This window comes from Ruminococcus sp. MCC718 (assembly GCF_018783905.1).
Classification (GTDB): domain Bacteria; phylum Bacillota; class Clostridia; order Lachnospirales; family Lachnospiraceae; genus Hominisplanchenecus; species Hominisplanchenecus faecis.
Genome location: NZ_WQNP01000020.1, coordinates 1 through 25,316 on the forward strand (window position 1 = coordinate 1; position 25,316 = coordinate 25,316).

Annotated in this window: 27 protein-coding genes; 23 read left to right on the plus strand and 4 right to left on the minus strand. The window is 45.3% G+C overall.

Annotated features, from left to right (window positions below; all coding sequences use genetic code 11):
* The 20 genes from GPK60_RS02170 to glgA form a co-directional block, all read left to right on the plus strand.
* Window positions 1-671 (plus strand): hypothetical protein (locus GPK60_RS02170; protein WP_215658760.1); only part of this gene is annotated, 671 nt, incomplete at its 5' end.
* Between the two features lie 106 nt (window positions 672-777).
* A complete protein-coding gene (locus GPK60_RS02175; RefSeq protein ID WP_173866552.1) occupies window positions 778-1,818 on the plus strand; it encodes a HEAT repeat domain-containing protein in 1,041 nt (346 codons plus the stop codon).
* A 72-nt stretch (window positions 1,819-1,890) separates the two neighbouring features.
* Complete coding sequence (locus tag GPK60_RS02180) at window positions 1,891-2,943, plus strand: hypothetical protein (RefSeq protein ID WP_215658761.1); 1,053 nt, start codon at window positions 1,891-1,893, stop codon at window positions 2,941-2,943.
* A 24-nt stretch (window positions 2,944-2,967) separates the two neighbouring features.
* Window positions 2,968-3,897: a hypothetical protein gene (locus GPK60_RS02185; protein WP_215658762.1), complete on the plus strand. Its 930-nt coding sequence runs from the start codon at window positions 2,968-2,970 to the stop codon at window positions 3,895-3,897.
* Between the two features lie 26 nt (window positions 3,898-3,923).
* On the plus strand, window positions 3,924-4,988 hold the full coding sequence (locus GPK60_RS02190) for a hypothetical protein (RefSeq protein WP_215658763.1): 1,065 nt from the start codon (window positions 3,924-3,926) through the stop codon (window positions 4,986-4,988).
* A complete protein-coding gene (locus tag GPK60_RS02195; RefSeq protein ID WP_215658764.1) occupies window positions 4,981-5,196 on the plus strand; it encodes a hypothetical protein in 216 nt (71 codons plus the stop codon). The genes GPK60_RS02190 and GPK60_RS02195 overlap by 8 nt, the downstream gene beginning before the upstream one ends.
* Window positions 5,197-5,363: 167 nt before the next feature.
* A complete protein-coding gene (locus GPK60_RS02200) occupies window positions 5,364-6,953 on the plus strand; it encodes a peptide chain release factor 3 (RefSeq protein WP_215658765.1) in 1,590 nt (529 codons plus the stop codon).
* Between the two features lie 77 nt (window positions 6,954-7,030).
* Entirely contained in the window at window positions 7,031-7,414 is a 384-nt protein-coding gene (locus GPK60_RS02205) for an Asp23/Gls24 family envelope stress response protein (RefSeq protein WP_022119914.1), read from the plus strand.
* A 102-nt stretch (window positions 7,415-7,516) separates the two neighbouring features.
* The gene (gene nusB / locus GPK60_RS02210; RefSeq protein ID WP_147631790.1) at window positions 7,517-7,912 is read left to right on the plus strand and encodes a transcription antitermination factor NusB; all 396 of its coding nucleotides are present in this window, start codon (window positions 7,517-7,519) and stop codon (window positions 7,910-7,912) included.
* Window positions 7,913-7,968: 56 nt separating this feature from the next.
* Window positions 7,969-9,237 (plus strand): exodeoxyribonuclease VII large subunit, encoded by a 1,269-nt coding sequence (gene xseA, locus GPK60_RS02215; protein WP_330593561.1) that lies wholly within the window; start codon window positions 7,969-7,971, stop codon window positions 9,235-9,237.
* A gap of 2 nt (window positions 9,238-9,239) precedes the next feature.
* Complete coding sequence (xseB, locus tag GPK60_RS02220) at window positions 9,240-9,476, plus strand: exodeoxyribonuclease VII small subunit (protein WP_022119917.1); 237 nt, start codon at window positions 9,240-9,242, stop codon at window positions 9,474-9,476.
* Window positions 9,466-10,353 (plus strand): polyprenyl synthetase family protein, encoded by an 888-nt coding sequence (locus GPK60_RS02225; RefSeq protein WP_022119918.1) that lies wholly within the window; start codon window positions 9,466-9,468, stop codon window positions 10,351-10,353. Before xseB ends, GPK60_RS02225 begins: the two co-directional genes overlap by 11 nt.
* A gap of 13 nt (window positions 10,354-10,366) precedes the next feature.
* Window positions 10,367-12,232 carry a 1-deoxy-D-xylulose-5-phosphate synthase gene (gene dxs, locus GPK60_RS02230; RefSeq protein ID WP_147631791.1) on the plus strand — a complete coding sequence of 622 codons (1,866 nt, stop codon included), beginning with the start codon at window positions 10,367-10,369 and terminating at the stop codon, window positions 12,230-12,232.
* A gap of 25 nt (window positions 12,233-12,257) precedes the next feature.
* Window positions 12,258-13,067, plus strand: coding sequence for a TlyA family RNA methyltransferase (locus GPK60_RS02235; RefSeq protein WP_022119920.1), 810 nt, complete (start codon window positions 12,258-12,260; stop codon window positions 13,065-13,067).
* Window positions 13,068-13,080: 13 nt separating this feature from the next.
* On the plus strand, window positions 13,081-13,944 hold the full coding sequence (locus GPK60_RS02240) for an NAD(+)/NADH kinase (RefSeq protein ID WP_022119921.1): 864 nt from the start codon (window positions 13,081-13,083) through the stop codon (window positions 13,942-13,944).
* A 13-nt stretch (window positions 13,945-13,957) separates the two neighbouring features.
* Entirely contained in the window at window positions 13,958-14,428 is a 471-nt protein-coding gene (argR, locus tag GPK60_RS02245) for an arginine repressor (RefSeq protein ID WP_022119922.1), read from the plus strand.
* An 18-nt stretch (window positions 14,429-14,446) separates the two neighbouring features.
* Window positions 14,447-16,141 (plus strand): DNA repair protein RecN, encoded by a 1,695-nt coding sequence (gene recN / locus GPK60_RS02250; RefSeq protein ID WP_215658766.1) that lies wholly within the window; start codon window positions 14,447-14,449, stop codon window positions 16,139-16,141.
* 75 nt (window positions 16,142-16,216) lie between these two features.
* Window positions 16,217-17,455, plus strand: a complete 1,239-nt coding sequence (spoIVB, locus tag GPK60_RS02255; protein ID WP_215658767.1) for a SpoIVB peptidase — start codon at window positions 16,217-16,219, stop codon at window positions 17,453-17,455.
* Between the two features lie 184 nt (window positions 17,456-17,639).
* A complete protein-coding gene (spo0A, locus tag GPK60_RS02260; RefSeq protein ID WP_022119925.1) occupies window positions 17,640-18,437 on the plus strand; it encodes a sporulation transcription factor Spo0A in 798 nt (265 codons plus the stop codon).
* Between the two features lie 137 nt (window positions 18,438-18,574).
* Entirely contained in the window at window positions 18,575-20,020 is a 1,446-nt protein-coding gene (gene glgA / locus GPK60_RS02265; RefSeq protein WP_215658768.1) for a glycogen synthase GlgA, read from the plus strand.
* 107 nt (window positions 20,021-20,127) lie between these two features.
* On the opposite strand, the gene GPK60_RS02270 is transcribed toward glgA, so the two are convergent.
* From GPK60_RS02270 to GPK60_RS02285, 4 genes are all read right to left on the minus strand, one after another.
* Window positions 20,128-20,832 (minus strand): hypothetical protein, encoded by a 705-nt coding sequence (locus GPK60_RS02270; protein WP_173895517.1) that lies wholly within the window; start codon window positions 20,830-20,832, stop codon window positions 20,128-20,130.
* A gap of 161 nt (window positions 20,833-20,993) precedes the next feature.
* Window positions 20,994-21,245 carry a spore coat protein gene (locus tag GPK60_RS02275; RefSeq protein WP_022119928.1) on the minus strand — a complete coding sequence of 84 codons (252 nt, stop codon included), beginning with the start codon at window positions 21,243-21,245 and terminating at the stop codon, window positions 20,994-20,996.
* A gap of 16 nt (window positions 21,246-21,261) precedes the next feature.
* On the minus strand, window positions 21,262-21,447 hold the full coding sequence (locus tag GPK60_RS02280) for a hypothetical protein (protein ID WP_022119929.1): 186 nt from the start codon (window positions 21,445-21,447) through the stop codon (window positions 21,262-21,264).
* Window positions 21,448-21,566: 119 nt separating this feature from the next.
* Entirely contained in the window at window positions 21,567-22,877 is a 1,311-nt protein-coding gene (locus GPK60_RS02285; protein ID WP_215658769.1) for a polysaccharide biosynthesis protein, read from the minus strand.
* A 173-nt stretch (window positions 22,878-23,050) separates the two neighbouring features.
* Between GPK60_RS02285 and GPK60_RS02290 the strand changes: the two genes are divergently transcribed.
* The 3 genes from GPK60_RS02290 to nifU all read left to right on the plus strand — a co-directional run bounded on the left by GPK60_RS02290 (window position 23,051) and on the right by nifU (window position 25,314).
* Complete coding sequence (locus GPK60_RS02290) at window positions 23,051-23,548, plus strand: Rrf2 family transcriptional regulator (protein WP_147631797.1); 498 nt, start codon at window positions 23,051-23,053, stop codon at window positions 23,546-23,548.
* 32 nt (window positions 23,549-23,580) lie between these two features.
* On the plus strand, window positions 23,581-24,765 hold the full coding sequence (gene nifS, locus GPK60_RS02295) for a cysteine desulfurase NifS (protein WP_022119932.1): 1,185 nt from the start codon (window positions 23,581-23,583) through the stop codon (window positions 24,763-24,765).
* Between the two features lie 105 nt (window positions 24,766-24,870).
* A complete protein-coding gene (gene nifU / locus GPK60_RS02300; protein ID WP_215658770.1) occupies window positions 24,871-25,314 on the plus strand; it encodes a Fe-S cluster assembly scaffold protein NifU in 444 nt (147 codons plus the stop codon).
* The last annotated feature ends 2 nt before the right edge of the window (window positions 25,315-25,316 follow it).

The window sequence follows — 25,316 nt, forward strand, 5'->3', positions numbered from 1 at the left end:
GATACCTAATTTTCAACCTGTATAAAATTTTCAATGTTCTTCAATTTAGCCTTGACTTTTTATTTGCAGGCTTGATTTACGGAAAAACAAAATTATATGAAATAAGCATTACGTGGATTGAAAAGAAAAAATGCTACATGCTTCATGTTGATAAAGATTATTTCTGTAAAAACAGTGAAGAAATGCTGGCACTGTTTTATTGTGGATATCCTCTGGAAAAATGGATAAAAGAGGGTGAAGTTTTGCTTTGTATTAGGGATGAGGAAGCAGAGAAATTTGTACTTCAAAGGTATATAATTTCCCAATATCAGGAACGATGCAGGAAAAAATTAAAGCAGGGATATCGTAAAAATGAAAAAGAAGCTTTTTGGGAATTTTTGGCGAAAAGACCGGAAATATTAAACAAAAATACAGTAAAAGCGATATCTGAAAAAGAATTTAAGAATGAGTTGAAAAAAGCAGACAACAAAGTTCAGGGTTATATGATTGGAAGTAATGGCTGGTTTAAAGATTGCTTTTATGCAGGAGAAATGAAAACATTAGCCGTGTATGTAGAAAAGTATCTTGAAGAGTTGGATTTTAGCATGATTTTCAATGAAAAAGGTGGTATCTTGCAATATGTTACTTCAGATGAAGGCAAGGTAGAGAGAGAATACTGCCGTTTGATTTAAAAATATGGGGCTACGAAGATTTTTGATTTTTGTAGTCCTATAAAAAATAATAGAAGGCATCATAGGAATAATAGAATCATAACTATATGTGGGAATAGGGGACACAGTGATAAAAACAAAAATAAAAAGAATTGAAGAATTAAATGATAAATACCTGATCATGAATGAAAAAGAGATGAAGTTTTTGCGGAAATGTCTCAAAAGCAGAAAACAGGATGTCCGGTGGACGGCAGCAGAAATTCTGGTTGGATGGTATACACCGGAAAATGAACGGCTTCTTTATAATCTGACGTATGATAAAGCAGAACTGGTATGTGTTGAGGCAGCAGATGCACTCTGCATAGGAAGAACCAGAAGAAGCCTGAGCCGTCTGCGTGACCTGATGGAAGATGAAAGGACATTGGTGCGGGGATATGCAGTTGCAAGTTTTTTTCAGGTATGGGTGAACTGTTTTTCATGGAATGAAAAGAGTATGAGAGCGTATCTGTGTTTTGAAGAAACCATGGAGGCGGAAGAAAACAAGACCTGGGTAAAACTTTTCTATGAGCAAAATAAAATCCGTGCGAGAGGAAAGAAAGGATTTGAAAAACTTTTTTATATATTAAAGCATGGAAGCAATCATTACGTAAAAGCATCCGCAATTCAGATCGCTAAGGATATGAGAAGCATTTTTAATCAGGAAGAAATCAATGCCGGACTGGAAAAAGCGATTGACAGCCTGGAATATGAGTATCAGAAAGAAGATATTAAAAAATACATTCAGACAAAAGAACCAATCAAAATCCTGCTTCTGGATCAGACAAACAGCGGAGTCACACAGCTTCTGGAATACATGGGAGAGGAAGAGACAGAAATGTATGTCCGTTCTGCAGGACTGCATCCTTCCGGAAAGATTGAGAAGTGGGTACTGGATATCCTACTGAAAGAAGATGACATCACACGTTACCAGTGTTCCTCTCCGATAGAAGAACTGTGTAAGTATGATTACCTTGTTCCGGTAGGAATTCATCTCGATGAAAAGGCATATCCATTTCAGAGAATTTATACAGGATATCAGGATTTTGATAAGAAACAGATTAGCCGGGAAGAAGCAAAAGAAATGATATGCAGGATAGAAGCAGATCTGGAAAAGGAAAATCATTTCTAGTGGTAATGTGAGAAGAAATTAGATTGTATACAAGTAAAAATAAATCATATACGGAAATGTGAGAAAAGCACCGTGAGAAAAACAAAAATAAAAAGAATCGAAGAATTAAATGATAAATATCTGATCCTGAATGAAAAAGAGATGAAGTTTTTGCGGAAATGCCTTAAAAGCAGAAAACAGGATGTCCGGTGGACGGCAGCAGAAATTCTGGTTGGCTGGTATACACCGGAGAATGAACGGCTTCTCTATAACCTGACATATGACAAAGCAGAATTGGTATGTGTTGATGCAACAGATTCTCTTTGTATAGGGAGAACAAGGAGAAGTCTGAGCCGTCTGCGTGATCTGATGGCAGATAAAAGGAGTCGGGTGCGGGGGTATGCCGTTTTGAGTTTTTTTCAGGTGTGGGTGAACTGTTTTTCGTGGAACGAAAGAAGCATGAAAGCGTATCTGCGTTTTGCAGAAACAATGGAATCAGAAGAAAAAAAGACCTGGGTAAGGTTGTTTTATGAGAAAAATAAGATTCAGGCAAGAGGAAAGAAAGGATTTGAAAAGCTTTTTTATATATTAGAGCACAGCAGTGATTATTATGTAAAAGCATCTGCAATTCAGATTGCGAAGGATATGAGAAGCATTTTTAATCAAGAAGAAATCAATGCCGGACTGGAAAAAGCGATTGACAGCCTGGAGTATGAGTATCAGAAAGAAGATATTAAAAAATACATCCAGACAAAAGAACCGATCAAGATACTGCTTCTGGATCAGGAAAACAGTGGAGTCACCCAGCTTCTGGAATACATGGGAGAGGAAGAGACAGACATGTATGTCCGTTCCGCAGGATTACAGCCTTCTGGAAAAATTGAGAAGTGGGTACTGGACATTCTGCTGAAAGAAGATGACATCACACGTTACCAGTGTTCCTCACCGATAGAAGAATTGTGTAAGTATGATTACCTCGTTCCGATAGGAATCCATCTCGATGAAAAAGCATATCCATTTCAGAGAATTTATACAGGATATCAGGATTTTGATAAGAAACAGGTCAGCCGGGAAGAAGCAAAAGAGATGATATGCCAGATAGAAGCAGATCTGGAAAAGAAAAGCGAATCATTTACAGTTTCATGAAAAATGTTAGAGGAGAAAAAACAAATGAAAGTATACGCAAAATTCAGAATTGATATTGATAAGGAAGATGAATCCATTTACACGCAGAAAGTAATAGATTTGATGCAAAAGCTGGGATGTAAGGCAGAGAAACTGTACAGTTCCATGGAAAGATATGCGTTTACCGTGGACATTGAGGAAGCCATCTACAGAGAACTTGTGGAATTACAGAAAGAAATTGACCAGGTATTTCAGTACGATGAAGATTCCGAAGAAGATGACGATGAATTACTGGATATCATAGAACCGGATATCTGGTGCTCTTATATGCCGGAGTATACACCGGAAGAAGAGAAAAATGCAATCGGATATTATATTGATCTGGCAGGATATGAATTTGAAGAAAATGAGAAAAAGGAATATGAAAGTCTGTGTCCGGAGTGTGAAACTTTTTTCCAGAACAGAGAATATACCTTTAAAAAGAAAAAGCAACTGGAGGATCTGAACAGAAGAAAGGCAGTATTTACCCGACCAGGACAGTTGGATATGTTTGCTACTATTCCAATGTATGAATATCTTGTAGAAAAAGGAATTTCCGAGAAGAATTTTATTCCGGCATATTATAGCGGAATTTTGAAAAAAGTTGCAGGGTATCAGTTTACAGCAGAAAATGTACTGGAAAAGGGAGCATTTCAATGTGAAAGCTACCGGACAACAGAAGCATGCAGCCGCTGTAAAAAAGTGCGGGTTCAAAAAGAACCAGACCGGGGATTTCATAATATTTATCTGGATACGGAAAAACTGGGAAACTGGGGACATATCAACGCAACATATGAATATACTTGTGGACATGCAAGAAGAATCTTGATCTATAGCCCGGAAATGAAAGAATGGCTGACAAAAGCAGACGAAAAATTGATCATGTATCCGGTATTTCCTTTGGAGATGAAGGAAAAAGGGATAATAAAATCATAAACGACAGATGGGAATAGGGGGATACCGTGATAAAAACAAAAATAAAAAGAATCGAAGAATTGGATGATAAATATCTGATCTTGAATGAAAAAGAGATGGGTTTTTTGCGGAAATGTCTCCAAAGCAGAAAACAGGATGTCCGGTGGACAGCAGTGAAAATTCTGGTAGGATGGTATAGTATCGAAAATGAAAGCCTGCTGTATCGTATGACTTATGATAAGGCTGAATTGGTATGTGTTCATGCAGTTGATTCCCTCTGTATTGGAAGAACTAGGGGAAGTCTGAACCGTCTGCGTGATTTGATGGAAGATGAAAGGATATTGGTGCGGGGATATGCCGTCTTAAGTTTTTTTGATGTATGGGTAAATTGTTTTTCATGGAACGAAAGAAGTATGAACGCGTATCTTCGTTTTGCAGAAACAATGGAGGCAGAAGAAAAAAAGACCTGGGTAAGACTGTTTTATGAGGAAAATAAAATTCTGGCAAGAGGGAAGAAAGGATTTGATCGTCTTTTCTATATGTTAGAGCATAGCAATGATTATTATGTAAAAGCAGCTGCGATTCAGATTGCTAAGGATATGAGAACTGTTTTCAACCAGGAAGAAATTAATGCCGGACTGGAAAAAGCGATTGACAGCCTGGAATATGAATATCAGAAAGAAGATATTAAAAAATACATCCAGAAAAAAGAACCAATCAAGATACTGCTTCTGGATCGAAAAAACAGTGGAGTTACACAACTTCTTGAATATATGGGAGAAGAAGAAACAGAAATGTATGTCCGTTCCGCAGGATTGCATCCTTCCGGAAAAATCGAGAAGTGGGTACTGGATATTCTGATGCAAGAAGATGACATCACACGCTACCAGTGTTCTTCTCCGATAGAAGAACTGTGTAAGTACGATTATCTGATCCCAGTAGGAATACATCTCAATGAAAAAGCATATCCATTTCAGAAAATTTATGCAAGATATCAGGATTTTGACAAGAAACAGATCAGCCGGGAAGAAGCAAAAGAAATGATATGTCAGATAGAAAAAGACCTGAAAAGGAATATCAATGAGCTAAAAGGAGATGAACCTTATGTGTAATTTATCAGACTTGGTAATAGAACGTGGAATAGAGCAGGGAATAGAGCGTGGAATCGAGTCTGGAATAGAACAGAAGAGCCATAACCTTGCACAGATGATGATCCGGGAAGCGGAACCGACCGATAAAATCATGCGGTATACCGGTTATTCTCTGGAGAAGATAAAAGAGATTGCACAGGAAATGGGAAAAGTATGGCCGCTTGCTTGACAGCTTGAAACTTGCTTGTTAAAATAGCGATTGTTTGAATACAGCTCGTGAAGCAGCTGCATTCGTGAGCAGGCAGTGAAAGTGGATTGTAAGTTTCAGATTTACTGAAATAAGCAATCTTATAGGATAAAACAGATCAATAGAACAAAGAACATGGAGGAAGCACAGTGGCTGATATAGCAAGTGAAATTAAAAGAAGAAGAACTTTTGCGATCATTTCGCATCCGGATGCCGGAAAAACAACGTTGACAGAGAAATTCCTGCTGTACGGAGGTGCCATCAATCTGGCAGGTTCTGTAAAGGGAAAGGCAACGGCACGCCATGCAGTCTCAGACTGGATGGAAATTGAAAAAGAAAGAGGTATTTCGGTAACTTCCTCCGTGCTGCAGTTTAATTATGATGGTTTTTGTATCAACATCCTGGACACACCGGGTCATCAGGACTTCTCAGAGGATACGTACCGTACGCTGATGGCAGCAGATTCTGCAGTCATGGTCATTGATGCTTCCAAGGGTGTAGAGGCACAGACCAGAAAGCTGTTTAAAGTCTGTGTGATGCGTCATATTCCGATTTTTACTTTTATCAATAAAATGGACCGTGATGCCAATGATACCTTCGATCTGCTCGATGATATCGAAAAGGAGCTTGGCATTGCGACCTGCCCGATCAACTGGCCGATCGGTTCCGGAAAGAATTTCAAAGGTGTCTATGAGCGTGGAAGCCAGAAGATCACCGTCTTTACCGATACAGAGAAGGGTACCAAAGAGGGTGAGACAAGAGAGATCCCGCTGGATTCTCCGGAGATCGATGAGATCGTGACAAGTGATCAGAAAGCACAGCTGCTCGAAGAGATCGAGCTTCTGGACGGTGCAAGTGCAGAATTTGACCAGGAGCTGGTCAGCAAAGGAGAACTCTCCCCGGTGTTTTTCGGTTCTGCCCTGACAAACTTCGGAGTGGAGATTTTCCTGAAACATTTCCTGAAGATGACAACTTCGCCGCTTCCGAGAACGGCAGATATCGGCGTGATCGATCCGATCAAAGAGGATTTTTCTGCTTTTGTATTTAAGATCCAGGCAAATATGAACAAGGCTCACCGTGACCGTATTGCATTTATGCGAATCTGTTCCGGAGAATTTGATGCCGGTATGGAAGTTTACCATGTGCAGGGAAACCGTAAGCAGCGTCTTTCCCAGCCGCAGCAGATGATGGCACAGGAGCGTCATATCGTGGACAAGGCCTATGCAGGTGACATCATCGGTGTGTTTGATCCGGGCATCTTTTCCATCGGAGATACGATCTGTATGCCGGGCAAAAAATTTGCCTACGAGGGCATTCCGACGTTTGCACCGGAGCATTTTGCGAGAGTGCGTCAGGTCGATACGATGAAGAGAAAACAGTTCGTCAAAGGGATCACGCAGATCGCACAGGAAGGAGCGATCCAGATCTTCCAGGAGTACAATACCGGTATGGAAGAGATCATCGTCGGCGTTGTCGGCGTGCTGCAGTTTGAGGTGCTGAAGTACCGCCTGGAGAATGAATACAACGTGGAGATCCGTATGGAAACCCTTCCGTATGAGTACATCCGCTGGATCGAGAACAAGGATATCGACCTCAACAAGCTGGTCGGAACATCCGATATGAAGAAGATCAAAGACTTAAAGGGCAATCCGCTGCTTCTGTGGGTAAATTCCTGGAGCATCGGAATGACACTGGATCGAAACGAAGGTCTGGTGCTGACCGAGTTTGGAAGAAACTAAAAAAGCTTTTCAAAATACCTTTCGGGTGTTATAATAGCGATAGATGCAAAGAATTCTAAGACAGGAGGGTTTACATCATGGAAAAAGATGAAAATCAGACCGGATATACACTGGAAAACGGAAACATGGGACAGGTTCAGATCGCAGATGAAGTTGTGGCGATCATCGCAGGACTGGCTGCCACAGAAGTAGAGGGCGTTGCCAGCATGGCAGGCAATATCACAAACGAACTGGTCAGCAAACTGGGCAAGAAGAGCCTGTCAAAAGGGATCCGTGTAAAGGTAGAAGACGGTATTGTAAATGTAAATGTGGCACTCAACATTGCATATGGATACAGCGTACCGAAGACCTGCAAAAAGGTTCAGGAAAAGGTAAAAGCAGCGATCGAGAATATGACCGGTCTTGAAGTAGAGAAGGTTGATATCCAGATTGCAAATGTAAGCATATCAAAAGAAAAATAAAACAGCTTAAAAGCAGCGTAAAAGTCCGTTCCCAAGGCGTACTTAAACTCCGGATGGTGATCGGATTTTTTACGTTTTCTTTTAAAGACAGCGGAGGAAAAAGTGACTAGACGAGAGGAACGAGAACATATTTTTAAATTACTCTTTCTGACAGAGTTCTATAAGGAAGAGGAGCTTGAACAGCAGGAAATGATGTATTACGAAGGGATTTCCGATGCAAAACAGGAAGACCTTACTTATATCAGAAAAAAATATGAGAAGATCAAAGAAAATCTGGAACAGATTGACGGGCAGATCAATGAAGCGGCAAAGGGCTGGAGAACAGACCGTATGGGGAAAGTAGAGCTTACTCTGCTGCGTCTTGCAGTCTATGAGATGAAGTATGATGACGATATCCCACAGGGAGTTGCGATCAACGAAGCAGTTGAGCTTGCCAAAATTTTCGGAGGCGATACCTCTTCTGCATTTATTAACGGCGTTCTGGCTAAACTGGTATAAAGAGCCCTTGACTGCCGGATGACAAAAGAGGTGGGTGCGTGCAGAATGTCTATACTGTGAGACAGGTAAATGCCTACATCAAGTCCATGTTTACACAGGATGTGGTGCTGCGGAGCATTTACATGAAAGGAGAAGTCTCAAACTGTAAATATCATACATCGGGACACATCTATTTTTCGCTGAAAGATGAGAGCGGAACGATTTCCTGTGTCATGTTTGCCAGTGCCAGAAAGGGACTGGCTTTTGGCATGAAAAACGGTCAGCAGGTTCTTGTGCTTGGCAACATCAGTGTTTATGAAAGAGACGGCACATATCAGCTCTATGCATCCAGGATTCTGTTAGACGGTGCCGGACTTCTCTATGAGAAGTTTGAGGCACTGAAAGCAGAATTAGAAGAGATGGGGATGTTTGATCCCGTTTATAAGAAACCAATTCCGCCCTTTGTGAAGAAACTGGGAGTTGTGACAGCACCGACCGGTGCCGCTGTGCGGGATATCATTCAGATTTCCAGAAGACGCAATCCGGGTATTCAGATCATCCTCTATCCGGCACTGGTGCAGGGCGAAGGTGCCGCAGAAAGTGTGGCAAAAGGCATTGCCATGCTGGATGCGTATGGCGTTGATGTGATTATCGCCGGGCGTGGCGGTGGCTCGATCGAGGATCTCTGGGCATTTAATGAAGAAGAAACGGCAAGAGCGATCTTTTCCTGCAATACCCCGGTGATCTCAGCGGTAGGTCATGAGACGGACACTACAATCGCAGATTATGTGGCAGATTTGCGTGCTCCGACGCCATCGGCGGCAGCTGAGCTTGCAGTTGCGGATATTTCAGCCCTCCAGGGCGAGTTATACCGCCAGAAGAGCCGGCTCTTTGAGGCTGTAACCAGAAAAGTGCAGGATAAAAGGGATGAGCTGGCAAGAAGAGAGAAAATCCTCTCCCTTTTAGGACCGCAGGAGAAGCTTCAGGATCAGAAAATGCGTCTTGCAAGGGCACAGGAAGATCTGGCGGAGGCCATGCAGCAGAAGCTTGCGTTGTCCAGACAGGAGATGGAGTATGACAGGCAGCGTCTGCAGGTGCTGATGCGGGAAAAATACAGGGACAGCAGGCACCGGATGCAGATTTATATCGAAAAGTTAAAGGGACTGTCTCCGCTTGAAAAGCTGGGGCAGGGCTATTCTTATACTGCGGACGTACACGGCAGGAAGATCACACAGACCGGGCAGGTCAAAAAGGGGGACACGATCTGTGTGTATGTATCGGACGGACGGCTGCAGGCGAAGGTAACGGATATTCAGAAAGACAAGCAGGATGCAGGTGAGGTGTAAAGATGGCAAAACAGACAGAAAGTACAGAAAAGAAAGAAAAAGAACGGACACTGGAAGAAGCATTTCTGCGTCTGGATGAGATCATCCAGAAACTGGAGAAGAAAGATACAACACTGGAGGATTCTTTTCTGGGATATCAGGAAGGCATAGAGCTTATAAAGTTCTGCAATCAGCAGATTGATACCGTAGAAAAGAAAATTCTTGTTTTGAATGAAGAGGGAGAAGCAGATGAATTTTAATCTGGAGATGGAAAAACGCCAGGAAAAGATCACCGGGATTCTGGAATACTATCTTCCGAAAGAAGAAGGATTTCAGAAAACGGTTCTTGAGGCGATGAATTACAGTATGCGTGCGGGAGGCAAACGCCTCCGGCCGCTTCTGATGCTGGAGACTTACCGGATGTTTGGCGGAGAAGGGCAGATCATCGAGCCTTTTATGGCAGCGATGGAGATGATACATACCCACTCACTGATCCACGATGATCTCCCGGCACTGGATAACGACGAGTACCGCAGAGGCCGCAGGACAACGCACATTGTATATGGGGAAGCGATGGCAATCCTGGCAGGCGATGCACTGCTCAATTATGCCTATGAGACGGCAGTGCGTGCCTTTGAGATCGAACCGGGCAATCCGGCGATCGGGAAAGCACTGCAGATTCTGACGAAAAAGACAGGGATTTACGGGATGCTTGGCGGTCAGTGCGTGGATGTGGAAGCTGCAGGCAGAGAGATTTCCAGAGAGAAACTGGATTTTATTTACCGTCTGAAAACAAGTGCTCTGATCGAAGCGTCCATGATGGTCGGTGCGGCACTGGCCGGGGCATCGGAGGCAGAAATAAAAGTGATCGAAGATTCCGCAAGAGATATCGGGCTGGCATTTCAGATCCGGGATGACATTTTAGATGTCACAAGCACGACGGACGAGCTTGGCAAGCCGGTATTCAGCGATGAGAAAAATGACAAGACTACTTACGTGACGATCGAAGGGATCGAAAAAGCAAAGAGCGATGTGGAAGAGATTTCAAAACGTGCAGTTTCTGCCTTACAGTCGCTTGGCCGAAAAAATGATTTTCTGGAAGAGCTGGTGCTGATGCTGGTCAACCGGAAAAAATAAGGAGCGATTGACTATGGTATTAGAGAAGATAAATCATCCGAATGATATCAAAAATCTGAAAAAGGAAGAGCTGCCACTGCTTGCAGATGAGATCCGAGAGTTCCTGATCCGCACGATCAGTGAGAGCGGAGGACATCTGGCATCGAACCTTGGTGTGGTGGAACTTACCATGGCGATGCATCTGGTGTTTGATCTTCCAAAAGATAAGATGATATGGGATGTCGGACACCAGGCTTACACACATAAACTGCTGACTGGCCGCAGAGAGAATTTTGCAAATCTGCGTAAATTCGGGGGGATGAGCGGTTTCCCGAAACGCTGTGAGAGCAGCTGTGACAGTTTTGATACAGGACACAGCTCGACCTCCATATCGGCAGGGCTTGGGTATGTGGCGGCAAGAGATCTGCAGGGAGAAGATTATTCCGTGATCTCGGTGATCGGAGATGGATCTCTGACCGGCGGCATGGCATACGAGGCGATGAACAATGCTGCCAGGCTGAAAAGCAATTTTATCATTGTATTAAATGACAACAATATGTCGATTTCGGAGAACGTCGGCGGAATGTCGGACTATCTCGGCAAACTTCGCACAAACGATGCCTATCAGGAATTAAAACAGGGCGTTTCGGATACATTAAAAAAAATCCCGGTTTACGGCGACCGCGTGGTCCGCAGGATCAAAAAGACAAAAAGCGGGATTAAACAGCTGTTTATTCCGGGGATGTGGTTTGAAGAGATGGGGCTGACTTACTTAGGGCCGATCGATGGACACGATATCGGCAGACTGGTGCGTGCTTTTAAGGAGGCACGCAAGGTGAACGGACCGGTGCTTCTTCATATACTGACGCAGAAAGGCAGAGGATATGCACCAGCGGAACGTCATCCGGCGAGATTCCATGGGGCAGAGCCGTTTGACATTGCCACCGGACTTCCGCTCCATAAGCGGACAAAAGCCAACTATACGGATGTGTTTGCGACCGTTATGCGAAAAATGGGGGAGAGGCAGGAGAATCTTGTGGCAATCACGGCAGCAATGCCGGACGGAACCGGACTGAAACGGTTTAAAAATGTCTTTCCGGAGCGTTTCTTTGATGTGGGGATCGCAGAACAGCATGCAGTGACCTTTGCGGCCGGTCTGGCAGCGGGCGGCATGATCCCGGTCGTGGCGGTGTATTCATCCTTTTTACAGCGTGCTTTTGACCAGATCGTGCACGATGTCTGTATCCAGAACCTGCATGTGATCTTTGCAGTTGACCGTGCAGGTCTGGTTGGCAGTGACGGAGAGACGCATCAGGGGATTTTTGATCTCTCCTATTTATCTCTGATCCCGAATATGTGCGTGATGGCACCAAAAAACAAATGGGAGCTGTCCGATATGCTGAAATTTGCAATTTCCTCTGACGGTCCAATCGCCCTGCGTTATCCAAGGGGCGAAGCCTATGACGGGCTTTCTGAGCATCGTGCTAAGATCGTATACGGCAAAAGCGAATTGCTCTATGATGAAGAATGCATTGCCCTGATCGCAGTCGGCAGCATGGTAAAGACAGCACATGAAGTGCGTCAGAATCTGAAACGCAAAGGTTTTGAGTGTACTCTGATCAACGCACGCTTTGTAAAACCGCTTGACGAGGAGCGTCTGCTTGCACTGACGAAAGAGCATAAGCTGATCGTGACACTGGAAGAGAATGTCCTGGAAGGTGGATTCGGCGAGCATGTATCAGAATTTTACGAGGAGATTGGAAGCGATGTGCAGGTGATGAACATTGCCCTGCCGGATGCTTATATCGAGCATGGAAACGTAGAAATCCTTAAAAAAGAATGCGGTATTGATGCAGAAACGATAGAAAAGAAAATAATTGCGGCAGCCATGGGACTTTAAAAGCGGCTGCAAAAAAGGAGCACAGATGAAAGAAAGACTGGATGTGCTGCTTGTCCAGAGAGGGCATGCGGCTTCAAGAGAGAAAGCAAAAGCGGTGATCATGGCAGGCTGTGTCTATGTCAATGGACAGAAAGAAGACAAGGCCGGATCGATGTTTGACTGTGCGGCAGAGATTGAAGTGCGTGGAAATACACTGCGTTATGTCAGCCGTGGCGGTCTGAAACTGGAAAAAGCCATGAAAAATTTCGGCGTGGAACTGGAAGGAAAGGTCTGCATGGATGTTGGTGCATCGACAGGCGGATTTACGGACTGTATGCTTCAGAACGGAGCGGTAAAAGTCTACTCTGTGGATGTCGGACATGGACAGCTGGACTGGAAACTTCGCAACGATGAGCGTGTGGTCTGCATGGAAAAGACCAACATCCGCTATGTGACACCGGAAGATATCGAAGAGCCGGTTGATTTTTCATCGATCGATGTGTCTTTTATTTCTCTGACCAAGGTACTGCTTCCGGTTCGGAATCTTTTAAGCCAGGATGGGCAGATCGTCTGTCTGATCAAACCACAGTTTGAGGCAGGCAGAGAAAAAGTCGGCAAAAAAGGCGTGGTGCGTGATCCGGCCGTTCACAAAGAAGTGATCGAAAAAGTCATTGTTTTTGCAAAAGAGCAGTATCTGCAGCCGCTGGCACTTGATTTTTCACCGATCAAAGGACCGGAAGGAAACATTGAGTATCTGCTCTATCTGCAGAAAAAGCCGGAAGGGACCGAGATGACAGACGGTGACATGGATGTGGATGCAGTCGTTGGACAGGCACACGGAACGCTTGATAAATAAGGCTGGATAAAGAATGGACAGATTTTATGTAATATCAAACAGTATGAAAGATCCGGAAGGAAAGATCGCAAAAGAGATCAAAGCCTATCTGAATTTCAGAGGAAAACAGTGCATCATACAGGAACGCCAGGGAAAAGAAAGCTTGCGTTCTTATAAATATACGAATGCGAATCTGATCCCGGATGACACCGAATGTATTCTGGTGGTTGGCGGGGACGGCACGCTTTTACAGGCGGCCAGAGACATGATCGAGCGGAATATCCCGCTTCTCGGAGTCAATAAAGGGACACTCGGCTATCTGGCAGAGGTGGACGGTGACAATATGGAAGAGGCACTGGACCGGCTGATCGATGACAACGTGGTGATCGAAGACCGGATGATGCTCGAAGGCTGTGCCTACAGCCACAAGAAAAAGCTGCTGCAGGATTTTGCACTCAATGATATCGTGATCGCAAGAAGCGGAAGGCTTCAGATCATTGACTTTAATATTTATGTCAATGGCGAGTTTTTACGTTCTTACAGTGCGGACGGCATCATCATCTCCACGCCAACCGGATCAACCGGATACAGCCTCTCGGCAGGTGGACCGATCGTTTCCCCGGAGGCTTCTCTGATCCTGCTTACGCCAATCGCACCGCACACGCTTAACACACGAAGCATCGTGCTTCCGGCAGATGCGGAGATCACGGTGGAGCTGCTGCACGGACATACCGCGGGCTGGGATGAGGCAGCCGCATCGTTTGACGGAGATACCTGTGTCAAACTGGGAATCGGTGACTGTATCCGCATTTACCGTTCCAGCCGTATGACACGACTGATAAAGATAAACAACATCAGTTTTCTTGAAGTCCTGAGAAACAAGATGAATGACCAGTAGGAGGAAATGAAGGGTGAAGATCAACAGACACGCAAAGATCCTGGATCTGATCAGCAGAGATGACATAGAGACACAGGAAGAGCTGGCAGAAAAGCTCAACGCAGAGGGCTTTCCGGTGACGCAGGCAACCGTTTCCCGTGATATCCGGGAAATGAAGCTGACAAAAGTAACCAACGACAGAGGCCGCCAGGTTTACAAAGTGATGCAGGGTACCGAGACGGGCATGAATGAAAAATATCTCCGTATCCTGCGGGATGGCTTTGTGGCGATGGATATGGCACAGAATATACTGGTCGTAAAGACGGTGGCAGGTATGGCGATGGCAGTGGCAGCGGCACTTGATGCCATGAAATGGCCGGAGATCGCAGGCTGTATCGCAGGGGACGATACAATCATGTGTGCTGTCCGCAGCGTAGATGAGACACTGATCGTCATGGATAAGATAAAAAAGATCATTGCAGCCGGTACGCCGCTGCATAATTAAAAGAAATGGGAGTGTAATATGCTGGCAAATATTCATGTGAAGAACATGGCACTGATCAAAGAGGCAGATATCAGTCTCGGAAAGGGACTGAATATCTTAAGCGGTGAGACAGGAGCGGGAAAATCCATTCTGCTCGGCTCGATCGCCGTTGCCCTTGGTTTGCAGAATTTTAAGGGGTTTGCAAGGGAAGATGCAGATTATGCACTTTCGGAGCTTGTTTTTGTGATTGAAAATGAAGAACAGCGACAGGCACTTCTGGAGCTGGAGATCCCGGTGGAAGATGGTGAGGTGATCATCAGCCGGCGGCTGTCAAAGGGGCGGACGACCAGCAAGATCAATGGAGAGACTGTTCCGGTTTCCATGGTCAGAAAAGCCGGTACACTGCTGATCGACATCCATGGTCAGCATGAGAATCAGTCTCTTTTACATATTCGCAAACATCTGGAACTGCTCGATGATTTTGCAGGAGAAAAGCTGGCTCTGGCAAAAGAAAAATATAAAGCCCGCTATCAGGAATACGGCGAACTGAAAAAGGAACTGCAGCAGGCACAGCTGGACAATGCCACCAGAGCAAAAGAGATGGATTTTTTAAGCTTTGAGATTGGTGAGATCGAAGAAGCTGCCCTGCAAAAAGGGGAAGATGAGGCACTGGAGGACGATTATAAGAGACTGGCAAACGGAAAAGAGATCCTGGAATCGGTCCTGGAGGCACATCAGCTCTGTGCATCCGGCGGAGCATCAGAAGCGATCGGGCGTGCTCTTCGAAGCCTTGCATCCGTGTCAGAGTACGATTCGGATCTGAAGGCACTTTATGACCAACTGATGGATGTGGACAGCCTTTTAAATGATTTTAACCGGGAAATCTCCGGATATGCAGATGAGCTGGATGTCGATGAAGAAACGCTGAAAAAGACAGAGGAGCGGCTTGATCTGATCAACCATCTGAAGACGAAATACGGTGATACGATCGAGAAGATCCAGGCATACTGTGAAGAAAAGAAGCAGCGTTTTGCAGTACTTGAAAACTACGAAGGATACCTGGCGGAGCGAAAAAGCCGTTTTGCCGCCTGCAAAAAACAGCTGCAAAAAGAAGCAGAAAACCTCACTGTCATCCGAAAGGAAGCGGCACAGCGTTTTACAGAACAGGTGAAGCAGGCTCTGATGGATCTGAATTTTCTGGATGTACAGTTTGAACTCGATTTCCGTCTGCTGGAAGATTATATGGTATCTGGGCAGGACGAAGTGTGTTTTATGATTTCCACCAATCCGGGTCAGCCGCTGCGTCCGGTGCAGGATACGGCATCCGGAGGTGAGCTTTCTAGGATCATGCTGGCGGTCAAATCCGTGATGGCAGACCAGGAGAAGGTTGAGACGCTGATCTTTGATGAGATCGACAGCGGTATCAGCGGACGCACTGCACAGATGGTATCCGAAAAGCTGGCACTGATCGCCGGAAACCATCAGGTGATCTGTATCACGCATCTGGCACAGATCGCAGCGATGGCAGATGTGCATTTTATGATCGAAAAGAAGGTTATCGAAAACGAGACCCAGACCTCGATCCGGCAGCTGGATGAGAAAGAGAGTATCGACGAACTGGCAAGGATCCTCGGCGGAGCAAAGATCACGCAGATGGTGCTTGACAGTGCAAAAGAGATGCGTCAGCTGGCAAAAAATGCCAGAGGACACGGATTCCAGAATGAGCCAGAGTAAAAGAATCTGAGTTTCACATACTAGAACCAAATCAAAAATCAGCCGCAGAGGCAGGGAAAGATGAGGTGACCGTGTGTGAAAAAGAAAAAAATAACAGAAAGAACAAGGGCAATCTATCGCACGCTGGCGATGTTTTTGCTGTTGTTCTTTTTTCTTGTGACGGGCGGATTCTGGTATCTGAAAAGCAGCATCCCAGATCAGCTGAATGTGGCATCTTATGAGGATGTCGATACGATAAAGCTCCCTTTTCAAAGTATGGTAAAAGATGAGGTTGTCTATGCATCCGTTTCTGCGGAAAATACAAAAATCCCGGAAGAAAAGATCAAGATTCAGTGTTCTTTTCTGGGATTCGTTCCGCTCAAAACGGTTGAAATACAGCAAAAAGAGCTGCCGCAGGTACTCCCGGGCGGCAATACGATCGGTATTTTTATGAAAACAAAAGGGATTTTGGTTGTCGGGACCGGGAGCGTGACAGATGCAGATGGCATGGAAAGAGAACCTTCCCTTGGAATACTGAAATCGGGGGATTATATCGTAAAAGCAGATGGAAAAGAAATTTCCACAAAAGAAGAAATTCTGGAAATCGTCGAAAAAAGTCAGGGAAAAAGGATCAGACTCACTATTATAAGAAATGGATTCGAAAAAGAATGTCAGATTTTGCCGGTCTGCATGCAGAATGGCAGATGCAAACTGGGTGTGTGGGTGCGGGATGACACACAGGGACTTGGCACGATGACCTATGTGGACGGGCAGAAACAGTATGGAGCATTAGGACACGGGATCAGTGATGTGGACACCGGGCTTCTGATGCAGATCCGGGACGGAAAACTGTACCGGGCAAGCGTGGGAGCGGTAAAGAAAGGAGAAAAAGGCAATCCGGGCGAACTCTCCGGGACGATCTATTACCGGGATGACCAGATTCTCGGGACGATCACCTCCAATTCCGAGACCGGGATCAAAGGAATGTTATATGCCATGCCGCAGGAACTGTCCGGCCATTCGTTTGTACAGACAGCGTACCGCCAGGAAGTGCATACGGGAAATGCTTCGATCTACTGCTCGATTGACGGCAGCGTAAAAGAATATACGGTGGAGATAGAAAAAATCAACCTGAGTCACCGCGATATAAACAAAAGCATGGTGATCCGGGTGAAGGATCAGGATCTTCTTGAAAAGACCGGCGGCATCGTCCAGGGCATGAGCGGAAGTCCAATCCTTCAGGACGGAAAGCTGATCGGAGCAGTCACCCATGTCTTTGTGGCAGATCCATCCCGTGGCTATGCAATTTTTGCAGAAAATATGCTGGAGAAGTAAGCGGGGAGGTATGCATCCGGTTTTCGCCCATATACGACAGAAAGGTTGTTCTTTTAAGCTTAATGGAAGGCAGTTTGTCGAAAAAAGGGAGAAAAATGCGACAGGAACTGCTTGCGTCCACCAAAAGTTCTGCTTATAATACAAGTAGTTTTTGGCATATTTGTAACTAAATGGAGGTGCTTTTATGGATAAGCTGAATATAGCGATTGCAGATGACAACGCGAAGGTTTTACAGCTTCTGGATAAAATCGTGAGCAGTGATGAAGAACTGAATGTAGTCGGAAAAGCAGGAAATGGCGAAGATCTGTATGATATTATCAAAAAGCAGGAGCCGGATGTCGTACTTCTGGATCTGGTCATGCCCAAAGTCGATGGGCTGACTGTCATGGAGCGGGTGAACAAAGATCAGGAAATCCGCAAACATCCGGCATTCATCGTCATTACAGCCGTCGGCCAGGAGAAGATCACGGAAGATGCATTTGACCTCGGAGCAGATTACTATATTCTGAAACCATTTGACAATGAGATGGTTATCAACCGAATCAAGCACACAAGAGTAAAGAAAGACCGTAATTTCGCAAAAGTACAGAAGGTAAATGCCTACGAGAGCAAGAAAGAATACATGGAACGCAACCTGGAGACGGATGTGACCAACATCATCCATGAAATCGGCGTACCGGCACATATCAAAGGTTATCAGTATTTGCGTGATTCGATCATCATGTCGGTGAGTGATATGGAAATGCTCAATTCCATCACAAAGATCCTCTATCCGACGATCGCAAAAAAACACCAGACCACGCCAAGCCGTGTGGAGCGGGCGATCCGTCATGCGATCGAGGTAGCGTGGAGCAGAGGTAAGATGGATACGATCGAAGAATTATTTGGTTATACGGTCAGCAACGGCAAAGGCAAGCCGACCAACTCGGAGTTTATTGCTCTGATCGCGGATAAGATCCGCCTGGAATACAAGAATCGATGAAAACACAGATGGGACAAGATGGAAGCTTTATCAGAGAAAAAATATAAAAATTGTGCAAAATATACAGATAACACTTTTCAATAGAGAAAAAATGCGTTATAATGAAAAAAAGCGGTACCGATTAGGAGGAAAAGTTTATGAAAAATGTGTTATTTGTAGCATCAGAATGTGTACCTTTTATTAAGACAGGCGGACTGGCAGATGTAGTGGGATCGCTGCCGAAATGTTTTAATAAAGACGAGTTTGACGTACGCGTGATCATACCGAAGTATATGTGTATGAAAGAGGAATATAAAAATCAGTTAGAGTACATAACGCATTTCTATATGGATCTGTCCTGGCGAAGCCAGTATGTAGGTGTGCTTCATATGATGTATGAGGGCATCCATTATTATTTCATTGATAATGAATACTACCTGGCAGGACCAAGACCATATGGAAATATTTACGAAGATATCGAGAAGTTTGCCTTTTTCTCAAAGGCAGCACTCTCAGCACTGCCGCTGATCGGATTTAAACCGGATATCGTACACTGCCACGACTGGCAGACCGGTCTGATCCCGGTATTTCTGAAGGACAAGTTCCACGAGGGCGAGTTCTTCTGCAACATGAAATCGATCATGACGATCCACAACCTGAAATTCCAGGGTGTGTGGGATATGAAGACCGTAAAGGATATCACCGGACTTCCATCCTACTATTTTACACCGGACAAACTGGAAGCTTACGGCGATGCCAATTACCTGAAAGGCGGACTGGTTTACGCAGATGCGATCACGACCGTCAGCCGTACCTATGCAGAGGAGATCAAGACACCGTTCTACGGCGAGCATCTTGACGGACTGCTCAATGCAAGGGCACATGACCTGCGTGGTATTGTAAACGGCATTGATTATGATGAATACAATCCGGAGACGGATAGATATATAGTAAAAAATTATAACGCAAAGAATTTCCGCAAAGAAAAAGTAAAGAATAAGAGAGCACTTCAGGAAGAGCTTGGTCTGGAAAAAGACGACAAGAAGTTTATGATTGGTATCGTATCACGACTGACAGACCAGAAAGGATTCGACCTGATCGCCTATATGATGGATGAGATGTGCCAGCAGGATGTCCAGTTTGTGATCCTTGGAACCGGCGAAGAGAAGTATGAGAATATGTTCCGCCATTTCGCATGGAAATATCAGGGCAAAGTATCTGCGAACATATTCTATTCTGAAGCAATGTCTCATAAGATATATGCATCTTGCGATGCATTCCTGATGCCGTCCCTGTTTGAGCCGTGCGGCCTCAGCCAGCTGATGAGTCTTCGTTACGGCACACTGCCAATCGTGCGTGAGACAGGCGGTCTGAAAGACACTGTGATTCCGTACAATGAGTATGAGGGAACCGGAACGGGATTCAGCTTTGCAAATTATAATGCACATGAGATGTTCAACACACTGAAGTATGCACAGTACATTTATTATGAGAAAAAGCGTGAGTGGAACAAGATGGTAGACCGTGCAATGGCAGCTGATTTCTCCTGGGCAAGTTCCGCAAAACAGTACGAAGAAATGTACAACTGGATGCTTGGATGCTGAACAAAAAGGATGTAAGAGATTGGAAAACGATCTTAAGAATCAAATAAAAGAAAAGCTTCTTCGAAACGAAATAGATCGAAGAAGCTTTTTTATGCCTTTCTTCTGTTTTAATCAGAGAGGTGCCTTTTGGAATGTTTCTTTTTTGGAATCAGTTTGGACCTTGTCTTGGAACGTTTTACAAATCTTCCATCCGCACCATAGCGGTAATAATATTTGCCGATCTTTACGATCTTATTTTTGACCATATGACCGCTCTTATCGACGTAATACTCGCCAAGCTGGGCATTTGTTGCCATGTATCCGGTCGAATAAAAGTAGTACCAGTATCCTTTGATGCTCTGCCAGGTCTTTGCAGAGTAGGTGCCATCCACATTCCGGTATTTCGTGCCCTGGGCGGTCTTGATAAATTTCGCTTTGTATTTTTTGCCGACTGCCACGCGGGAACCGTTTTTGTTGACATAGACATTGTGGTTGTCCACCCAGCGGCTTCTGGCCATCTTGCCATTTTTCATCAGGTATTTGTCACCGATCCACTGGCTTGTCAGCATGGCACCGCTCTCCGAGAAGAAGTAGCGATCGCCTTTTAAATCCAGCCATCCGGTGTGGACCGTTCCGTCGGCATTAAAATAGTAAGTATAGCCTTTGATTTTACGAAATACAGAAGTAAGATAGGTGCCGTCTTTTGTCTTGTAACGCAGTGTATTTTCTTCTGCATTGTACTCCCAGTCGGCGTGGACGGTGTATGACGGAATCAGCAGAGCCGCACAGAGGACCGGGATGATGCAGGTATGTTTTAAATTGTGAAGTTTCAAAAAAACCCCTCCTTGTAAAATTCAGAAATTTTTTTCAGCCGAAGAAGACTCCCACTTCCTGACTGCAACAGGTTATTACTACAACAGTATCCCATAGAATCCGAATTCTGACAAGGAAGAGTTTTTAAAATTAAGAAAAACTTATGACAGACGCATGTTTCCTAACCCTGGGAAAGGACGGAGCGAACGTGCTGGATTTCTTCGGCGGTCGCCTTTGCGGCCGGTACATAGTACTGTTTGCTGCGGGCAAGCTGATAGATCTCTTCCTGAGAAGTTTCACACTGGTTGCGGAACTGCTTTAAAACCTGTTTCAGCTGCATATTTTCGGTCTGTGGGATCATTTCGCCATAGCGGACCAGTTCTCCGTTGATGCCGGCTAATGTGTCGGCTACCATTGTCTTTTCATCTAACATCTTTTCTTACCTCCTGTTACTGCAGAAATGTCATCAGCTGCTGTTTGCACTGCATCGCGGACTGTGCAGATTTCTGGAAAAACTGTTTCACAGCCGGATCGCCTGCTTCCTGTGCGTAGGCGGTCATTTTACAGTGTGTGGTGTCAAACCCGCCGATCAGATGGCGGAGGTTCTGCAGGTCAAGTTCCGATAATTCGTTCATTTCGATTCCTCCTTGGATGGGTCGCATTTCAAATGCAGATGTTTTTGTGCCTCGGAAGTTAGTATGTCCGGGAAATGTTTTTTTATACAAAAAGCAGACTACAGAAACCTGGCAGCATTTCAGGATAAACTGCGGTTCAGGCAGAAAAGCAACAGCAGGCTGTGCAGAAGCTGTGAAAAAAGCAGTCCGAGCAGATAGCCTTTGATACCGGAAAAAGGAATGACAAACCAGACGAATGAAAATCTTATAAAAAGTGCAGCCATATTTGACAGGAAGACAAGAAAGGTCTTTCCAAGTCCGTTTAAAATACTGGCAAGCGTTGTGCCAAGATAGAGGAACGGACAGAGCCAGGAGAGAATCTGGATGTAAGTTCCGGCCTCGTTGCTGTCAAAAAGCAGGATTCCGCACAGATTTCCAAAGACCAGAAAGAAAATGGTACAGAGGATGCCAAGCAGCAGGCAGCTCTGGACGGTGCGGACAGAAAGTCTTGCGATCGCTTTGCGGTCTTTTCCAGCCTGCGATTCGGAGACAGCCGGCAGCAGCATAACAGAGAGGGCGTTTGTGACTGCCGAAGGAAAAAGAACAAGCGGCAGAGCCATTCCGGTCAGTGTTCCGTAAGAAGAAAGTGCTGCAGATCTTGCAAGGCCAAAAGCCTGCAGTCGCAGCGGGATACAGATGGATTCAGCACTTTGCAGAAGACTTAAACAGACACGGTTTGTACTTAAGGGCAGCGAAAAAGTAAGGATTTCCCGGATACTGTGTGCGGAAAACGGACATGCTTTTTCAAAAGAAGACGGATGGTGGAGCAGAAACCGGGTTCCGGTATACAGAACCACGATGATTTCCGAGGTCAGCATACCATACATGGCAAGCACAGGGGTTACCTGGATTCCTTTTTCCACCATGATCTGCCAGAACAGGAACGAAGAGGCAACGCGGGCGGTCTGTTCGACCAGCTGGGAGATGGCAGGGACGGCGGCTTTTTTCAGCCCGGTATAATATCCGATGATGCAGGCATGCACACCGGCAAAAGGCAGTGCAAAGCTTAAAATTTTCAGAAGGGAGCTGCAGCGTGCCTCATGCAGCAGAGAGACGGCAATAAAATTCGCATTCTGATAAAGAAAAAAAGAAGCAATCCCGGAAAACAGGACAGAGAGCATCATACCGCAAAGAAGGATGTCTCTGGCTCCTTTTTTGTCGTTCGATGCAAGCCTTGCAGAGACAAAGCGGGAAATGGCAGTCTGGATTCCGGATGAGGTCAGGGAAAACAGCAGGGTCTGGATCGGAAAAAGAAGAAGATAGATGCCGATTCCTTCCGCACCGATTGTCTTGGATAAGAATATTCTATAGAAGAAACCGATGATGCGGCTGACCATACCGGCACAGGTCAGGATGGCGGTGCTTTTCAGGAGCGGATGTTTCTGGATCATAAGCACAAAATTCCATTTTTTCTTATATATATTCGGAGGAAGTACTTGACAGAACGGAAATGCGGTGCTATATTCGAAACAAATCCCAGCGAAACACTCGGAATTAATCCAGAAAATGGTGCCGCGATCAGAAGAATTTCGGATTCCGGCATGAAACAATATGGGAGGGCAGCATGAAATTATCTACAAAAGGAAGATATGGACTGCGGGCGATGGTTGACCTGGCGGTATACAGTGAGAAAGAATCCGTATCCATCAGCTGCATTGCACAGCGTGAGAACATATCTGAGAGCTATCTGGAACAGCTTGCGGGAAAATTAAAAAAAGCAGGGTTGATCAAGAGCACGAGAGGTGCCCAGGGCGGTTACCGTCTGGCGAAACCTGCGGCCGAGATTTCAGTCGGAGATATACTGCGGGCTCTGGAAGGAGAGCTTGGAGCGGTGGACTGTCAGGGACTGAAGCCTGAGGGCGGATGTGAAAGTTCTGATTTCTGCGTGACGAAACTGGTCTGGCAGAGGATCAACGACAGCATTGCGAAAGCAGTAGATGAGATTACGCTTGAGGAGCTGATGGCAGAAGCAAAGAAAAGCCAGGAGCGGAAACGAGAGATGGAGCAGTCCGGTCAGTATATAAATTCGCAGGATAAAGCAGACACAAAGAGAAAGTGTTGAGATTGTGCCGCAGGCGGCATCAGGAGGTAAATATGAAGAAATTGATCTATTTGGACAATGCAGCAACAACAAAGACTTCAGAAGAGGTAGTAGCAGCTATGCTGCCGTACTTTACAGAATACTACGGAAACCCGTCCAGTGTTTACGAGTTTGCAAGCGAGAGCAAAAAAGCAGTTTCAAATGCAAGAAGAACGATTGCAGAGACTCTGGGAGCACAGGAAAATGAGATTTATTTCACAGCCGGTGGTTCCGAGGCAGATAACTGGGCACTGAAAGCAACGGCAGAAGCTTATCAGAGCAAAGGAAAACACATCATCACGACCAAGATCGAGCATCATGCGATCCTGCATACCGCAGAATATCTGGAAAAACGTGGTTTTGAGATCACTTACATCGGTGTGGATGAAAACGGTGTCGTAAAAGTGGATGAACTGGAAAAAGCAATCCGTCCGGATACGATCCTGATCTCCGTTATGTTTGCAAACAATGAGATCGGAACCATTCAGCCGATCAAAGAGATCGGTGAGATCGCAAAGAAACACGGCGTTCTGTTCCATACCGATGCGGTTCAGGCATACGGTCAGCTGCCGATCAATGTTGACGAGCTTCACATCGATATGTTAAGTTCCAGCGGACACAAACTGAACGGTCCGAAGGGAATCGGTTTCCTTTACATCCGCAAAGGCGTTAAGATCCGTTCTTTCGTACACGGCGGAGCACAGGAGCGTAAACGTCGTGCCGGTACGGAAAATGTTCCGGGTATTGTGGGGTACGGCAAGGCAGCAGAAATCGCAGCAAAGACCATGAAAGAGCGTACCGCAAAAGAGATCGAACTGAGAGATCATCTGATCGACCGTGTTTTGGCGGAAGTTCCTTATACCAGATTGAACGGACACAGAACCAACCGTCTGCCGAACAATGCAAACTTCAGTTTTCAGTTTGTAGAAGGTGAGTCCCTTCTGATCCTGCTGGACAACAACGGTATCTGTGCTTCCAGCGGATCTGCCTGTACATCCGGTTCTCTGGACCCGTCCCATGTACTGCTGGCGATCGGCCTGCCACACGAGATCGCACACGGTTCCCTGCGTCTGACACTGTCCGCAGAGACTACCATGGAGGACATTGATTTCGTTGTAGACTGTATCAAACAGATTATCGAAAGACTGCGAAGCATGTCTCCACTCTACGAAGATTTCGTGAAAAAGAATCAGAAATAATCCGGCAGTAAAAGACAGGATCAGATTGTACAGAGCACAGAAATAGTCAGAAAATAAGCCAGAATAAAGATAGAAAAACAAAACAGAAAATTGGAGGAAATTTTTATGTACAGCGAAAAAGTTATGGATCATTTTAATCATCCGCGTAATGTAGGCGAAATCGAAAATGCAAGTGGTGTCGGAACCGTCGGCAATGCAAAATGCGGCGATATCATGCGTATTTATCTGGACATTGACGATGACGGGATCATCCGCGATGTAAAATTTAAAACCTTTGGATGCGGAGCAGCCGTTGCAACCAGCAGCATGGCAACCGAACTGGTAAAAGGCAAAAATATCCAGGAAGCAATGCAGGTTACCAACAAAGCCGTTATGGAAGCTCTGGACGGACTGCCTCCTGTAAAAGTACACTGTTCTCTGCTTGCAGAAGAAGCCATCCATGCAGCACTGTGGGATTACGCAGAGAAACACCACATCAAGATCGAAGGACTGAAAAAGCCGAAGTCTGATATCCATGAAGGCGAAGAAGAAGAGGAAGAGGAGTACTAAGA